Raw genomic sequence first — 16,014 nt, 5'->3', positions numbered from 1 at the left:
TCGGCGGAGAGGTGGGTGCGGTCAGACCAGCGCGACGACGGTCTTGGTCTCCAGGTAGTTCTCCAGCCCCTGCGCGCCGTTCTCGTAGCCCCATCCCGATTCCTTGTGGCCGCCCTTGGGCAGCTCCGGGCCGAGGAAGGAGTGGCAGTTGACCCAGACGGTTCCCGCCTGCAGCCGGGCGGCGAGGCGGTGCGCTGTGCTCAGGCCCTCGGTCCACACGCTCGCCGCGAGTCCGTACCGCGAGTCATTGGCCCAGCCGATCACCTCGTCGACGTCGTCGAAGGGCGTCACCACGGCGACGGGACCGAACACCTCGTCGCGCATCAGCGGCATGTCGGCGCGCACGTCGGTCACCACGGTGGGGGAGTAGAAGGTGCCGGCGGGTCCGCTGAGTTCGCCGCCGCCGCCGGCCACGGTCACACCGTCGCGGCGGCCCTCGTCGATGAACGAGGCGACCCGACGCGCCTGAGTCCGGCTGACCAGCGGCCCCAGGTCGGCGTCGGGATCGAGCCCGTGCCCCAGCCGGAGCCTGCTGCCGAAGGCGGCCATACCGTCGACGACGTCCCGGTACACGCTGCGGTGGGCGTAGACGCGGGCGCTGGCCACACAGACCTGCCCACCGTTGTCGAAGATCCCCCGGGAGATGCCCTCGACGGCGGCGTCGAGGTCGGCGTCCGGCAGCACCAGCGCGGGGGACTTGCCCCCGAGTTCGAGGGTGCACCGCTTGAGGTCTGCCGACGCCGTGGCCACGAGCTGCTTGCCGATGGCGGTCGACCCGGTGAACGCGATCTTGTCGACCCCGCGGTGCTCCGCGAGGGCCTGACCGGTTTCGGCGCCCAGGCCGGTGACGATGTTGACCACGCCGTCCGGGAGGCCCGCCTCCAGGAGCAACCGGCCCAGGTACAGGGCCGTCAGCGAGGTGTTCTCCGCGGGCTTGAGCACGATTGTGCAGCCGGCCGCCAGCGCGGGGGCGAGCTTCATCGCGGCCATGATCAGGGGGGAGTTCCACGGGACGATCGCGGCGACCACTCCGACGGGTTCGCGGCGGGTGTAGGCCAGGACCTGCTTGTCCGGCGGGGTCCGGCCCAGGGAGGTGGGGATGGTCTGCCCGAGGATCCGGGTGGGCCAGCCCGAGTAGTAGCGGAACTGGTTGATCGCCGCCGGGACCTCGCCGAAGCGGGAGGTCCGCAGGTTCTTGCCCTGATCCAGGGTCTCGAGTTCCGCGAGGTCGTCGAGGTGCTCCTCCATCAGGTCGGCGATGCGCCAGAGAAGGGCTCCGCGATCGGCCGGGGTCATGGTGGCCCACGGCCCGTCGAGCGCCGCGCGGGCGGCGGTGACGGCGCGGTCGACATCCGCCGCGTCCGCGCACGCGATGTCGGCGAGGTGGGCGCCGGTCGCGGGGTCGACCGTGGGCAGGGAACGGCCGGTGGCCGGTTCGCGCCAGGTGCCGTCGACGAGCAGGCGACCGGGGTCGTCGGACAGGAATCGGGCCACGCGGTCGAGGTAGGTGATGGTCGGGATCTCGATCGTCATGGTGGGTCTCGTATCCGTAGAGGTGGGTGGCGGGGTGATCAGCCGTGGAACAGGCCCGCGGGGTCCTGCTGGGTGGCGAGCCACGCCGAGCGGCGGTCGAACAGGTCGGGGACCAGGGAGCGCACGCGCTCGATGAGCTCGGGGAGATCGGCGTTGACCAGCCGGCCGTCACGGACCACGATCTCGCCCGCGACCATGGTCAGGTCGACGTCGGATCCGCGGACCGCGTGGACGAGGTTGTGGTGCAGGTTCGCGTAGGACCCGTCGGGCAGCAGCGGTGTCATCCGGGGGGTGTCGGTCCGCACGGCGACGAGGTCGGCCGCGCGGCCCACCGCCACGGCTCCCAGCTCGTCGCCCCGGCCGATCGCGGCCGCGCCACCCCGGGTGGCCATGCGCAGGACCTCCCACGAGTCCATGGCGGCGGCATCCATCGTGCGGAGCTTGCCGAGGAGGGAGGCGACCTTCATCTCCTCGAACATGTCGAGGTTGTTGTTCTCCTTCTCGCCGTCTGTGCCCAGCCCCACGTTGACGCCGGCGGCGATCATGTCGGCGACGGGGGCCATCCCGCTCGCCAGCTTCATGTTGGACACGGGGTTGTGGGACACGCCCACCCCGCGCTCGGCGATGAGGTCGATCTCGGACTGGTCCAGCCACACGGCGTGGGCGATCAGCGCCCGTGGGACGTCGAAGAACCCCAGCTTCTCGAGCGCGAACATCGGCCTGGCGCTGTACCGCGACTGGAAGTCCGCCAGCTCGACCTCCGACTCGCTGCAGTGCGTGTAGAGGCCGGTGTCGTAGTCCTTGGCCATCGCGATCGCGCGCTTCTGGCCCGCGGCGTCGGCATAGAAGGGGTGCTCGAGGCCGACCCACGGCATGATGCGTCCGCCTGCTGCGCCGGTCCACTCGCGGAGCATCCGCTCGTTGTCGTCCAGGGTGTCGAAGTAGTCGAAGTCGGGGTGCTCACCCACGTAGTTGACGGTCACCACGCGGTTTCCCAACGTGGAGGCCGCGCGTGCGGCGCCGTCCATGTACCGCCACATGTCGACGACGGTGGTGGTGCCGGCGAGCAGGCCCTCCGCGTAGCAGAGCCACGCCGCTGCCTCGGCTTCCTCGGGACGCAGGACCCGGTGCATGGGGTCGATGTGCAGCCGCAGCCACTCCCAGACCGGCAGGTGTTCGGCGGTGCCGCGAAGCATGCCCGAGTGGTGGTGGGCGTTGATCAGCCCGGGCATGAGCAGCCGGTCGGGCAGGTCGACCCGCTCGGCTCCGGGGTGGGCCGCCGCCAGGTCGTCGGGGTCGCCGAGGGCGGTGATCATCCCGTTCTCGACCAGCACGGCGGTGCCCGAGAGGATGGTGAGGTCGTCGTCCATCGTGACGATGAGGTCGGGGACGAGGAGGCGCTGGGTGGTCATTTCTGACTCTCTTCTGTCGGCTATCGCCGATAGTAGGAGTCAATCATTTATTGCTTGTGGCTATAACGTTACGGCGGTGTTGCGGCGTGCGGGCGCGCGCTAAAGGAGCGGTGCGAGGTGGCCCTCAGCGGTCGCCGGCGTAAACGAGGATGATGCGCACCGGATCGTCGCCGACCACGGACCAGCGGTTACGCAGTCCTCCCGGATGGGTAACCGCATCTCCGGGGCCCAGTTCGAACGGGTCCATGCCGTCGAGATCCACCGAGATCGTGCCCTCGATGACGTAGACGCTCAGCTCGCCGTCGGACTCGAACCAGTCGCCCAGGTACTGGCCCGGCAGGATTCGGTACTCCTGGACGTTCGCCAACCCCTTGTTCACAACGCGCGTGGTGCCGGCGTTCTCCTTCTCGCTGATCGGTACCCACGTGGCCTCGTCGGCGCGCGAAAGGTGCACCGGCGCCGGGTCCGGTTCGGCCGGTAATAACTCGGCGGGCGAGATCTCGAGGACCTTGGCGATCCGGTAGAGCGTCGCCAGGGACGGCATCGTCTGCCCGGCCTCGATCTGGCTGAGGAAGGGCTGGCTCATCTCGGCCGCGGCGGCGAGCGCGCGCATGGAGAGTTTGTTGCCAGTGCGGGCCTCGCGGATCGCACGGCCCAGGGAGGCGCTGATGAGGGGCTCGACCGGGGCCTGTCCGGCGCGGCGGTGGGAGTGGGGCACGGGTCGACCATAACCGCGCGGGCCCGTCACCTTGTGAGTGGAAACGCGGCCGTAACGCGATAGATCCGTACTAATACATATTGCTTCCTACGATCAGGGCAGTGACGCGGACGAGCCGTCGGGACGAGCGCGTCGTCACGAGACCTAGACACCTGCCCGCCCGAAATCACAGGGAGTACCAATGTCGCTGCCGACGCTGTCACACGCCGAGACATCACCCGCGGAGACCACCGCCGTCCCGGAGCCGCTCCCGCTGCCCCGCGGGCTGACGTTCACACCTGATGACTGGCAGATCCTGGCCCGCTACTGGTACCCGGTCGCCAGGTCCGTCGAGGTCACCGGGGGACCGCTGGGGGCGACCCTGTTGGACGTTCCGCTGGTGGTCTACCGCGTGGGGGGCGAGGGGAGCGGCGAGGTGGTGGTCGCCGATGACATCTGCCCTCACCGTGGGACCAAGCTGAGCCTGGGGGAGGACCAGGGCGACGGCGAGGGCATCCGGTGCCCCTACCACGGACTGAGGTTCGGCTCGGGCGGGAAGTGCAACGCGATTCCCGCGCACCCGGGAGACAAGATCCCCGCCCGGATGCACCTGCGTTCCTACGCCGCAGTCGAGAGGTACGGCCTGGTGTGGACCTGCCTGGCCGCGGCTCCCGGGGACGAGCCCGCGATCCCGCCGGTCCCGCACTGGGACGAGCCCGGCTTCCAGCAAATCAACTGCCCCTGGATCGACATCGAGGCGTTCGCCGGCCGGCAAATCGAGGGTTTCCTCGACGTGGGCCACTTCGCATTTGTCCACCACGAGACGTTCGCCGACCCCGAAAACCAGGTGGTTCCCGAGTACACGCCGGTGCCCACCGCCGATGGGTTCGAATCCGAGTACTGGTCGACGGTCTCCAACCTGCCGCCCGGGACCGACCTCGAGGTCTCCGACGACTTCCTGTGGCTCCGGCACTACCGATTGCACGTGCCGTTCACCGGGACGCTGGTGGTGTTCTTCCCCGAAGGCATCCGACTCAGCCTCATGAACGCCGCGTCACCGGTCTCGGCCACCCGGACCCGGCTGTTCGACGCCCGGTGCCGCAACTTCGACCTAGACCAGCCCTTGTCCGAGGTGTACGACTTCAACCTGCAGGTCTTCAACGAGGACCGCCGAATCGTGGAACAGCAGAAGCCCGAGAACCTGCCTCTGGACCCGAAACTGGAGGTACACATCCCCGCCGACCGGTCCTCGATCGCCTACCGCCGGGCCCTGCGCGCCGCCGGTCTGTCCGAGTTCTTCACCGCGTGAGCGCCGCCGGAGTCCTCGACGTCGTCGTCGGTTCACTCACCGCCGACGGCGACCGCGTCGTCCTGGTGGAACTGCGCCCGGCCACGCCCGGGACGCGGCTGCCGGGGTTCGACGCCGGGGCGCACATCGACCTCCACCTGGGTGAGCTGACCCGGCAGTACTCGCTGGTCGGCCGAGGTGACGAACCCGACCGCTACCTTGTCGCCGTGCTGCGCGAGATCGACGGCCGGGGAGGCTCGGTCGCCGTCCACGCCCTCGCCGTGGGGGACCGGCTGACGATCTCGCACCCCCGCACCACCTTCCGGCTCGATACGGAGGCCGAGCACAGCGTCCTCATCGCCGGCGGCATCGGGATCACCCCGATGGTGGCCATGGCGGAGAGGCTGCACCGGCGGGGCGCCTCCTTCGAGATGCACGTCTACTCGCGGACGCCGGAGAGCCTGCCGCTGCGTCGCCATCTGAAGAGCCGCCCGTGGCGCGACCGGACGGTCCTTCATTACAGCGATCACGGTGACGGGTTCCGGGGCAACGCCCAGACGGTGATCCCGCGCCCGGCCCCGGGCCTGGCGCTCTACGTCTGCGGACCGCTGGGCATGATCGCCTCGGCGACGGGCTGTGCGGCCGCGATGGAGTGGCCCAAGGACGCGGTGCACACCGAACAGTTCGCGCGGGCGCAGTCGGTGGAGACCGCCGGGGAGGCGTTCACCGTGGTGGTGTCCTCCACCGGCCGGGAGCTCACCGTGGGCCCGGACGAAACGATCGCCGAGGTGCTCCGCCGCGATGGCGTGGAGACGTCGCTCGCCTGCGAACAGGGGATCTGCGGCTCGTGCCTGACCCCGGTCCTGGCCGGCATCCCCGACCACCGCGACGAGGTCCAGTCGCCCGCGGAGAGGGAGTCCAACGCCCTGATCAATGTGTGCTGTTCGCGATCCCTCACCCCGTCACTGACGCTCGGCGTCTGAGGGAGGGCACGAGGGTGGGCCGGACCGGAGGTAAGTAACACTGCCGACACACAACGTCGCTAGCGTTCAGAAGCGTCGACGCGCACGCTGCGTCGCCGCCCGAGCACGAGAGGACCCGAGGATGAAGCTCACCCCCCGCGAACTGGACAAGCTCACCCTGTTCACCGCGGCCGAGGTCGCGCGCCGCAGGCTCGAGCGCGGGGTGCTGCTCAACGTCCCCGAGGCCACCGCGCTCATCTCGTGGGAGATCGTCGAGCACGCCCGCGACGGCCGCACGGTCGCCGAGTGCATGAACCTGGGCCGCCAGGTGCTGGACTCCGGCCAGGTGATGGACGGCGTGGTCGAGCGACTGGCGATGATCCAGGTGGAAGCCACGTTCCCCGACGGCACCAAGCTCGTCACCGTGCACGATCCCATCGGGCCGGTGGAGCAGAGCGCGTGACCGGCCACGCACACGGGCACACCGACCCGGCCACCGCGCGGATCGTGCTGGCGCTGGGCCCGGAGTCCGAGCAGATGCCGGACCTGGGCATCCCCGCAGCACGGCCGGGCCGCGACCTGGCCGACCTGGTGGAAGCCCAGGCGGGGCAGGGTGCGGGTGTTGTCGTCGTCGTCCCCATGACGTTCGGCCGCGCGCCCGCGATGATCGCCGACTGCTCCCGGACGTTGCGCGACGTCCGCGCGCGGCTCGCCCCGGGCAGCGTGGCGCTGGCCGCTCCGCTCGGCGACGCGACCATGCTCATCACCCGACTGCGCGCGGTGATCCGGAAGCACGGCGCGGTGTGCTCGGCGCTCGTGGTGAGCCGCGCGATCGACCCGTTCGCCGACGCCGAGCTGTACCGCCTCGCCCGGCTCGCGCGGCAGTACGGGCAGCCCGGCCTGGTCGAGGTGGCGTTCCGGGGCGGCGACGAACCCGACCCCGACCTCGCCGAGGGACTCGAGCGCGTCCGTGCCCTCGGTGGCGGGCGGCCGGCGTTGGTCTCGGCAACCCTCGCCCCCGCGCCGGTCACCGGACTCGACCTGCCCGGTGAGGGCGAGTACCTGTTCGGCCCGGCCGTGCTGCGCAGCGTGGTCGACACCCGCGTCCGCGAGGCCGTGCACCGGCTCGACCACGGCGACGACGGTATCGACGTCGCCCTCGACGCCGAGGACGGCCACGGGTACGCCCACTCGCACGTGGCCGCCGACGGCACCGTTTACACGCATTCCCACTAGTCACCCCAGCTACTTCACCCCGACCCCACCCCGACGACCCTCCAGGAGCCACACATGTCCGGATCGGTGCACTACCTCTACGGCGACGGGGACATCGAGCTGGGTGCCGGCCGCGCGACCATCGAGGTGCGCGTGACCAACACCGGCGACCGCGCCGTCCAGGTGGGATCGCACTACCACTTCTTCGAGGCCAACCGGGAGCTGCGCTTCGACCGGATCGCGGCGTACGGGCGGCACCTGGCGATCGGCGCGGGCCTGGCGGTGCGCTTCGAACCGGGCCAGACGCGGACGGTGCGACTGGTCGACTTCGCGGGCGAGCGCGTGTGCCACGGGTTCTCCGGGTTGGTCGACGGCCCGCTCGACGACCCGGCCGTGCGCGAGCGCGCGCTGGAGCGGATGGTCGCCGGGGGGTTCCTGCACAGCGGCGGGGGCGGCGACGACGACGAGGTGGCCCCGTCGCCCGACCGTGTTCCCCCGGCCGACGGCCCGCCCACGGTGCTCCCGCGCGCCACCTACACGGACATCTACGGACCCACGGTCGGGGACCGGCTGCAGCTCGCCGACACCGACCTGGTGATCGAGATCGCGACCGACCACAACGCCGTGACCACCGACGGCAGCAGCGGCTACGGCGACGAGGCCGTGTACGGCGGCGGCAAGGCGATCCGCGACGGCATGGCGCAGGACCCGGCCGGCACGCGGGCCTCGGGCGCGCTCGACCTGGTGATCACCGGCGCGATCATCGTGGACGCGGTGCTGGGCGTGGTCAAGGGCGACATCGGTGTGCGGGACGGGCGGATCGTGGCCGTGGGCAAGGCCGGTAACCCGCACCTGCAGGACGGGGTGCACCCGGACCTGGTGATCGGCCCCGGCACCGAGGTCGTGGCGGGCGAGCACAAGATCGTCACCGCCGGCGGCGTGGACACCCACATCCACTACATCGCGCCGCAGCAGGTCGACGAGGCTCTGAGCAACGGCGTGACCACCCTGTTCGGCGGCGGTACCGGTCCGGCCGAGGGCACCAAGGGCACCACGTGCACCCCGGGCGCGTGGAACATCGGTCGGATGCTGCAGGCCGCAGACGGGCTGCCCGTGAACATCGGGATCCTGGGCAAGGGCAACACCTCGCAGCCGGAATCGGCGGTCGAGCAGATCGTCGCCGGCGCCGCGGGGCTGAAGATCCACGAGGACTGGGGCACCACGCCCGCGGCGATCCGCTGCGTGCAGGAGGTGGCGGACGCCTACGACGTGCAGGTCGCGATCCACACCGACACCCTCAACGAGTCCGGTTTCTACGAGGACACCCGCGCCGCGCTGGGCGACTCGACCATCCACACCTTCCACTCCGAGGGCGCCGGCGGCGGCCACGCCCCCGACATCCTGCGGGTGTGCGGCGAGCCCAACGTGCTGCCCGCCTCGACCAACCCGACCCTGCCGTACACCGTGAACTCGGTGGACGAGCTGCTCGACATGGTGATGGTGTGCCACCACCTGTCGCACGACATCCCGGAGGACGTGAGCTTTGCCGACTCCCGGGTGCGCGCGGAGACGATCGCCGCCGAGACCGTGCTGCACGACGAGGGGATCATCTCCATCTTCTCGTCGGATTCCCAGGCCATGGGCCGGATCGGGGAGTCGTGGCAGCGCGCGTTCCAGACCGCACACCACTGCCGCGTCGAGCGGGGGCCGCTTCCCGAGGACAGCGACCGCAACGACAACGAGCGCGTCCTGCGTTACGTGGCCAAGATGACCATCAACCCGGCCATCGCCGCGGGGGTCGCCGACCACCTGGGGTCGATCGAGCCGGGCAAGCTCGCGGACCTGGTGGTGTGGCCGGTGGAGTCGTTCGCCGCCAAGCCGTCGTTGATCATCAAGGGCGGGATGATCGTGTGGGCGCCGATGGGCGATCCCAACGCGTCGCTGCCCACGCCGCAGCCGGTGATCTACCGCCCGATGTTCGGCGCGTACGGCGGGGCGCTGCAGTCCACGCGGGTGACGTTCCTGTCCGCCGCCGCGATCGAGGCCGGCGTGCCCGAGGAGCTGGGCCTGACCTCGCCGTGCCTGCCCGTGCGTGGCTGCCGGGGGATCGGCAAGAAGGACATGGTCCGCAACGACCGCTGCCCGACGATCGAGGTGGATCCCGAGACCTACGTGGTGACCGTCGACGGCGAGCCCGCCACCATCGCCCCCGCCACCACGTTGCCGCTGGCCCAGCTGCACTACCTCGCGTGATGTCCGACCACGACGACCACGACGACCACGACGACCACGACGACGAGGGCCGCCGCGTCCCGGATGGTGTGCCGGATGCGGGTCGCGCCGAACTGGCGACTCTGCTGTTAGCGCTGCAGTTCACCGACTCCTCGTTCCCCTCGGGCATGTACACGCTCTCGCACGGGCTCGAGGGGCTCCGGCAGTTGGGCGCTGTCGACGCCGGGGCCGGAGCCGGCGCCGCCGCCGGGGCTCGGTCCGTGGCCGAGGCCGTGCACGGGATCCTGCGCCACTCCGCCGGCCCGGCCGAGGCGACCGCGCTGGCCCTCGCCTGGGCGGCGACCCACGAGCTCGCCCCGCCGCCGGCCGCCAATCCTGCTTGCACTGACACTGCTGCTCTGCTCGCCGCGCTGACCCGCATCGACCGGCGGCTGCACGCCACCCGGTTGACCCGCGAGTTCCGCGACGGCGCCACCCGCACCGGCAAACAGGTGCTCGACCTGGCCGCCGAGCTACTCGACGACCCGGTGGTGTCCGCATGGAACGACCACGTCCGGGCCCGCCGGTCGCCGGGGTCGCAGTCGGTGGTCATGGGCGTGGTCTACGCCCGCGGCGGGCTGAGCCGGCGAGAGGCCGTGGCCGCAGACCTCACAGCGTTGGTCATCAGCCTGTCCGGCGCCGCGCTGCGACTGCGACTGGCCGATCACCGCACCGCGCAGGCGCTGGTGCGCGGGGCGGCCCCGGTGATCGCCGAGGTCGCCGACGCCGCGGTGGGCCGGTCGCTGGAGGAACTCGGCGGGTTCGCGCCAGTGCTGGACCTGGCGTCCTGCCACCACGAACGCGCCGACGCCCGGCTGTTCGCCTCGTGACCCGGCCTCCCCCCTCCTGACCGGAGTACCTGCGTACGAGGTAGCGCTCTGGCCTGGGGTGCCCTGAACGCGCGCTGCAGGGCACCCCAGGTCAGGGCCGTGCCGGCCGGGGTGGAGCAGTTGCCGCCACCGTCTCTGCCGCTGCGGCCGACGCCGCCGCGGCAGCACTACACGGGCTTCCTGCTGGCGATGCTCTGATTCATGGGCCCGGTCCTGCAATTGCCCGCTGAACTGCGGTGCCCTGAACGTGCGATGCAGGGCACCCCAGGTCAGGGCGGATCCCGCCGAGGGCAGGGCCGCGCTGCGTACGCCGCGCAACACTGCCGAAACACGGCTGCGTTAGCGTCTCGTCCATGGCAGAGGCACAGCAGGTGTTGCGGATCGGGATCGGTGGGCCGGTGGGCTCGGGCAAGACCGCTCTCATCGAGGCGCTGGTCCCGGAGTTGATCGCGCGGGGCCGGACCCCGGCCGTGATCACCAACGACATCTACACGCAGGAGGACGCCGAGCACGTCCGCCGCACCCTGGCCGGAGTCCTCGATCCCGCCCGGGTGGTGGGCGTGGAGACAGGCTCGTGCCCGCACACCGCCGTGCGCGACGACCCCACCATGAACCTCGCGGTGGGGGCGGAGATGCTCGAGGACCACCCGGACGTCGACACCCTCATCTACGAGTCCGGCGGCGACAATCTCACCCTGACGTTCTCGCCGGCACTGGTCGACCTGTTCGTCTTCGTCCTGGACACCGCCGAAGGCGAGAAGATGCCCCGCAAGCGCGGGCCCGGCATCACCGAGTGCGACCTGCTGGTGATCAACAAGATCGACATCGCCCAGTACGTGCGCTGCGATCTGGGAATCATGTCCTCGGACGCTGACCGCGTCCGCTCGGGCAAGCCCGTCGCGCTCACCGACTGCCTCTCCGGGACCGGCATCGCCGAGGTGCTCGACTACTTCGAGTCCCGCCGGGTGGAACTGCTGCCCGCACGGTGAGCGACCGGCTGACCCGGGCCGCCGACCCGGGGTTCGTGTGGCCCGCCGTCGCCGCCGGACCGCAGTCCGGGCCCGGCGCGCTGCCCGCCGGCTCGCCCGGCAAGGTCGGCGTGCTGGACCTGGCCTTCCGCCGGGACGGCCGCGGCCGCACGGTACTGGCCGAACGGTTCCAGAAGTCGCCGCTGCAGGTGATGCGGTCGCTGTACATCGACCCGGTCCTCCGCGAGATGCCGACGGTGTACGTGATGTCGACCGGCGGCGGGATCGTCGGCGGCGACCGGCTGGACATGGAGGTCCGTCTGGCCGAGGGCGCGCAGGCGCTGGTCACCACGCAGGCCGCGAACCGGGTGCACCGGATGGACGTCGGTTACGCCACGCAGACCGTCTCCCTCACGCTGGGCGAGGGCGCGGTGTGCGAGTGGCTGCCGGACCCGCTCATTCCGTACGGCGGCAGCAGGTTCCAGCAGCAGCTGCGGGCCGAGGTGCCCGAGGACGCCGTGCTCATCGCCGGCGACGTCCTCACCGCCGGACGCGTGGCCCGCGGGGAGCGCTGGGACGTGGACGCCTACGTCTCGGCCGTGGAGATCTCCCGCCCCGACGGCACCCTGCTCGCCGTGGACACCACCCACATCGCCCGCGACGAGGCCGGCCACCCGCTGGTCACAGGAGACGCCGACGCGATCGGGACCCTGTTCGTCGTGGCGCCCGGCCCGGCGGAGGAGCTCGCGGCGGTCATGCGCGACGCGGCCGACGCGGCCGCCGGCGTCGTAGCGACACAGGCGGGCCGGCTCGATCCCGAGGGGTCTGTGCGGTGCGGGGTGAGCACCCTGCCCGACGGCTGCGGCGCCTGGCTGCGGGTGCTCGGCCGCGGGCAGGAGAACGTGGAGGCAGCGGTGCGCGCGGTCTGGTCCGCCGCGCGAGTCCATCTCCTCGGTGCGCCGGCGCCGGACCTGCGCAAGAGCTGAGAGCCGGGCCGGCCCCGAGAGACGACGGCCGCCGCCCAGCCCGCCGACGCCCAGGTATGCGCCCTCTATGGACCGTTCCGCCAGCACATCCCGCGCGTACGCGTACATAGAGGCATCACAAGCCGAAGGGGACGCGTAACCCCGCGCAGGAGCGGCGTGCGGGCTCAGCCGGCCGCGCCCGCGCACTTGTATCGCGGGGTGGGCGAGAAACACACCGTTCACACAACGCCGGTAGAGGCAACGGTGGCGAAACACCGGCGACTCAGCTGAATCACATCATGTCCATACCTTTATCCACATCGCGCTTCGAGCCCCGCAGCCCGCGGGAGCACTCGACAGCCGGTCAGTGAAGGTCAGGTCAACCACGTGAACTCCACCTCCATCTCCTCTGGGAAGACAGCTCGCGCGAGCCAGACGCCGCGCTCGATCCGCACCCGGCGTGCACTGGCCACCGCCGGCCTCGTGATCCTGGGCGCGGGTGCGCTCACCGCCTGCGGCAACCGGACCGGTGACACCGCCGCGGCCGCCGCCGAGTCCTGCGTGGACACCTCCGGCGACACCATCAAGGTCGGGTCGCTGCATTCGCTGTCGGGCACCATGGCCATCTCCGAGAAGACCGTGCGTGATTCGGTGGCGCTGGCGATCGAGCAGATCAACGCCGAGGGCGGGGTGCTGGGCAAGCAGATCGAACCGGTGGTGGAGGACGGCGCCTCCGACCCGGCCGTGTTCGCGGAGAAGGCGCAGAAGCTCATCACCAGTGACTGCGTGGCCGCGATCTTCGGCGGCTGGACCTCGTCCTCCCGCAAGGCGATGCTGCCCGTGGTCGAGGACGCCAACGCGTTGCTCTACTACCCGGTGCAGTACGAGGGCCTCGAGGCGTCGGAGAACATCTTCTACACCGGCGCCACCACCAACCAGCAGATCGTCCCCGCCCTGGAGTACCTCAAGGAGCAGGGCGTGGAGTCCATGTACCTCGTGGGCTCGGACTACGTCTTCCCGCAGACCGCCAACCGCGTCATCAAGGCGTGGGCCGAGGCCAACGAGGTCGAGATCCTCGGCGAGGACTACACCCCGCTCGGCTCGACCGACTTCTCCACCATCGTCAACAAGGTGCGCACTGCCAACCCGGACGCCGTGTTCAACACGCTCAACGGCGACTCCAACGTGGCGTTCTTCCGCGAGTACTCCAACGCCGGCCTGTCCGCCGAGGACACCCCGGTGGTGAGCGTGTCGATCGCCGAGGAGGAGGTCCAGGGCATCGGCGCCGCGAATATTGACGGCCAGCTGACCTCGTGGAACTACTACCAGACGATCGACTCGCCGGAGAACACCGCGTTCGTCGACGCGTTCAAGGCGAAGTACGGCGCGAACCGCGTCACCTCCGATCCGATGGAAGCCGCGTACACGTCGGTCTACCTGTGGAAGAACACGGTCGAGAAGGCGGACTCCTTCGCCGTCGACGCCATCCAGGACGCCGCCGACGGCGTCAGCTTCGACGCCCCCGAGGGCACCGTCACCATCAACGGCGAGAACAACCACATCTCCAAGACCGCGATCGTCGGCGAGATCCGCCCCGACGGCCTGATCTACGAGGTGTGGAGCTCCGGCGAGGCGATCGAGCCCGACCCGTTCCTCGAGTCCTACGACTGGGCCGGCGACCTGTCCGGGAACTGACGCCCGACCGTCAGCCCGGATCACCCAGCCCCGCCCACCCCGCCCGACCCACCCCGCTCCCGGCCCGTCAGTCGGGAGCGGGGGAGGGGGAGGGCGGGACCCGGAGAAAGGAGCCGATGTGGACATCCTCATCGGACAACTCGCGACCGGATTGAGCATCGGCTCCATCCTCCTGCTCGCCGCCCTCGGCCTGAGCCTGACGTTCGGCCAGATGGGCGTCATCAACATGGCCCACGGCGAGTTCATCATGGCCGGCTGCTACACCGCCTACGTCGTCCAGCAGATCACCGCCGCCTCTGGGATGAGCCTGCTGTTGTCCCTGGCCCTGGGTTTCGTCGTCGGCGGCCTGCTCGGCGTGCTGCTCGAGGTGACGCTCATCCGGCGCCTCTACGCCCGTCCACTGGACACCCTGCTCGTGACGTTCGGTGTGGGACTGGTCCTGCAGCAGATCGCCCGCGACATCTGGGGCGCCCCGGCCGTCAACGTGGCGGTGCCGGAGTTCCTGCGCGGCAGCGTCGAACTGCTCGGTGCGTCGGTGCCTCTGACTCGCGTGTTCATCTTCGTCCTGGCGATCACCTGCGTCGCCGCGGTCATGGCCGCGATGAAGTTCACGCCCATGGGCCGCCGCATCCGGGCGGTCACGCTCAACCGTGACCTCGCCGAGTCGTCGGGCATCAGCTCCCGCCGCACCGACATCACCACGTTCTTCATCGGCTCCGGCCTGGCCGGCGTCGCCGGGGTGGCGCTCACGCTCATAGGCTCAACGAGCCCGACGATCGGCCAGTCGTACCTCATCGACGCGTTCCTCGTGGTGGTCGTGGGTGGCCTCGGCCAGCTGCGGGGCGCCGTGATCGCGGCGTTCGCGCTCGGGGTCCTGCACTCGTTCTTCGAGTACTCCACCACCGCGTCGGTGGCCAAGGTGCTCGTTTTTGTCGCCATCATCATCTTCCTGCAGGTGCGCCCGCAGGGCCTGTTCGCCGTCAAGACCAGGAGCCTGGCATGACCAAGACCATCTCCGTCACCCGAGCGGCTGGCGGCGCCGACTCCGCCGACTCCGCTGCCACCACCGCCCCCGATCCCGCCGCCGCGCCACCTCGGCGCACCCGCGCCCGGCGCCTGCTGACCGGCGACGCCGAGCGGCCACGGTGGATGTTCTGGGCCGCGCTCGCGGTGGCCGCGCTGATCATCTTCGGCCTCGCGCCCGCGCTGCTGTCCGACTTCCGGCTGAGCCTGCTGGCCAAGTTCTTCTGCTACGCGATCGTCGCCAGCGGCATCGGTCTGGCATGGGGGCGTGGCGGCATGCTCACCCTCGGCCAGGGCGTGTACTTCGGCGTGGGCGCCTACGCGATGGCGATGTTCCTCAAAATCTCCGACGCCCGCGACCGCGGCGGCGCCGACGCGCTGCCCGACTTCATGCAGATCGCCGGGATGCGCGAGATGCCCGGCTACTGGGTGCCGTTCGCCTCGCCCGGGTTCACGCTCGCGGTGATCCTGCTGGTGCCGCCGCTGCTGGCGTTCGGGTTCGGCTACCTGGTGTTCAACCGCAAGGTCAAGGGCGCCTACTTCGCGATCCTCTCGCAGGCCCTGGCGGCGGCCGCCGCGATCTTCCTCGTGAGCCGGCCGGAGCTGGGCGGGTCCAACGGGCTCAACCGCTTCACCGGGTTCTTCGGGTTCGCGCTGTCCGACCCGGCCAACCGGCGGATGCTGTACTTCCTCGCCGGCGGCGCGCTGCTTCTCGTGGTGCTGCTGGTGCGCCAGGTCATGAATTCCCGGTTCGGCGAGTTGCTCGTGGCCGTCCGCGACCAGGAGGAGCGCGTGCGGTTCCTCGGCTACGACCCGGCGATGGTCAAGTCGTTCGCCTACGCCGTGGCCGCGTTCGCCGCGGGGCTCGCCGGGGCGCTGTTCGTGCCGATCGTGGGGATCATCTCGCCGTCGGCGATCGGTATCGCGCCCTCGATCGCGTTCCTCATCGGCGTCGCGATCGGCGGCCGCGCGACCCTGCTCGGCCCGGTGCTCGGCGCGATCGGTGTGGCCTGGGCGCAGACCGCGTTCTCCGAGGCCTACCCGTCGCAGTGGACCTACCTGCAGGGCATCTTGTTCATCGTGGTGGTGGGGTTCCTGCCCGGCGGCCTGGCGTCGCTGTTCGTGATGCGACGTCGGCGCGCCAAGGGCCAGGAG

At 70.7% G+C, this 16,014-nt stretch carries 14 protein-coding genes; 11 read left to right on the top strand and 3 right to left on the bottom strand.

Features of this window, described 5'->3' with window-relative positions:
* Positions 1-21: 21 nt before the first annotated feature.
* The 3 genes from DCI01S_RS08770 to DCI01S_RS08760 form a co-directional block, all read right to left on the bottom strand.
* Positions 22-1,533 (bottom strand): aldehyde dehydrogenase family protein, encoded by a 1,512-nt coding sequence (locus DCI01S_RS08770; RefSeq protein WP_061228865.1) that lies wholly within the window; start codon positions 1,531-1,533, stop codon positions 22-24.
* A gap of 38 nt (positions 1,534-1,571) precedes the next feature.
* Positions 1,572-2,945 carry an amidohydrolase family protein gene (locus tag DCI01S_RS08765; protein ID WP_061228864.1) on the bottom strand — a complete coding sequence of 458 codons (1,374 nt, stop codon included), beginning with the start codon at positions 2,943-2,945 and terminating at the stop codon, positions 1,572-1,574.
* Positions 2,946-3,069: 124 nt separating this feature from the next.
* Positions 3,070-3,663: a helix-turn-helix domain-containing protein gene (locus tag DCI01S_RS08760; protein ID WP_061228863.1), complete on the bottom strand. Its 594-nt coding sequence runs from the start codon at positions 3,661-3,663 to the stop codon at positions 3,070-3,072.
* 181 nt (positions 3,664-3,844) lie between these two features.
* Here DCI01S_RS08760 and DCI01S_RS08755 point away from each other — a divergent pair, with 181 nt between their 5' ends.
* The 11 genes from DCI01S_RS08755 to urtC form a co-directional block, all read left to right on the top strand.
* On the top strand, positions 3,845-4,951 hold the full coding sequence (locus tag DCI01S_RS08755) for a Rieske 2Fe-2S domain-containing protein (protein ID WP_082767704.1): 1,107 nt from the start codon (positions 3,845-3,847) through the stop codon (positions 4,949-4,951).
* Positions 4,948-5,913 (top strand): PDR/VanB family oxidoreductase, encoded by a 966-nt coding sequence (locus DCI01S_RS08750; protein ID WP_061228862.1) that lies wholly within the window; start codon positions 4,948-4,950, stop codon positions 5,911-5,913. Before DCI01S_RS08755 ends, DCI01S_RS08750 begins: the two co-directional genes overlap by 4 nt.
* Positions 5,914-6,034: 121 nt before the next feature.
* A complete protein-coding gene (locus tag DCI01S_RS08745) occupies positions 6,035-6,355 on the top strand; it encodes an urease subunit gamma (protein ID WP_061228861.1) in 321 nt (106 codons plus the stop codon).
* Positions 6,352-7,128 (top strand): hypothetical protein, encoded by a 777-nt coding sequence (locus tag DCI01S_RS08740; RefSeq protein ID WP_061228860.1) that lies wholly within the window; start codon positions 6,352-6,354, stop codon positions 7,126-7,128. Before DCI01S_RS08745 ends, DCI01S_RS08740 begins: the two co-directional genes overlap by 4 nt.
* Positions 7,129-7,182: 54 nt before the next feature.
* A complete protein-coding gene (gene ureC, locus DCI01S_RS08735) occupies positions 7,183-9,360 on the top strand; it encodes an urease subunit alpha (protein ID WP_082767703.1) in 2,178 nt (725 codons plus the stop codon).
* Positions 9,360-10,208: an urease accessory protein UreF gene (locus tag DCI01S_RS08730; RefSeq protein WP_061228859.1), complete on the top strand. Its 849-nt coding sequence runs from the start codon at positions 9,360-9,362 to the stop codon at positions 10,206-10,208. The genes ureC and DCI01S_RS08730 overlap by 1 nt, the downstream gene beginning before the upstream one ends.
* A 353-nt stretch (positions 10,209-10,561) precedes the next feature.
* A complete protein-coding gene (gene ureG / locus DCI01S_RS08725) occupies positions 10,562-11,197 on the top strand; it encodes an urease accessory protein UreG (protein WP_061228858.1) in 636 nt (211 codons plus the stop codon).
* Positions 11,194-12,162: an urease accessory protein UreD gene (locus DCI01S_RS08720; protein ID WP_061228857.1), complete on the top strand. Its 969-nt coding sequence runs from the start codon at positions 11,194-11,196 to the stop codon at positions 12,160-12,162. The genes ureG and DCI01S_RS08720 overlap by 4 nt, the downstream gene beginning before the upstream one ends.
* Before the next feature lie 426 nt (positions 12,163-12,588).
* On the top strand, positions 12,589-13,836 hold the full coding sequence (urtA, locus tag DCI01S_RS08715; RefSeq protein WP_156482563.1) for an urea ABC transporter substrate-binding protein: 1,248 nt from the start codon (positions 12,589-12,591) through the stop codon (positions 13,834-13,836).
* A gap of 118 nt (positions 13,837-13,954) precedes the next feature.
* Entirely contained in the window at positions 13,955-14,839 is an 885-nt protein-coding gene (gene urtB, locus DCI01S_RS08710; protein WP_061228856.1) for an urea ABC transporter permease subunit UrtB, read from the top strand.
* A gap of 146 nt (positions 14,840-14,985) precedes the next feature.
* Positions 14,986-16,014, top strand: a 1,029-nt coding sequence (urtC, locus tag DCI01S_RS08705; protein WP_061228891.1) for an urea ABC transporter permease subunit UrtC, incomplete at its 3' end; no start/stop codon positions are given.

The sequence above is a fragment of the Dietzia cinnamea NBRC 102147 genome (assembly GCF_001571065.1).
Lineage (GTDB): Bacteria > Actinomycetota > Actinomycetes > Mycobacteriales > Mycobacteriaceae > Dietzia > Dietzia cinnamea.
This window is presented reverse-complemented; position numbering and strand designations above follow the sequence as displayed.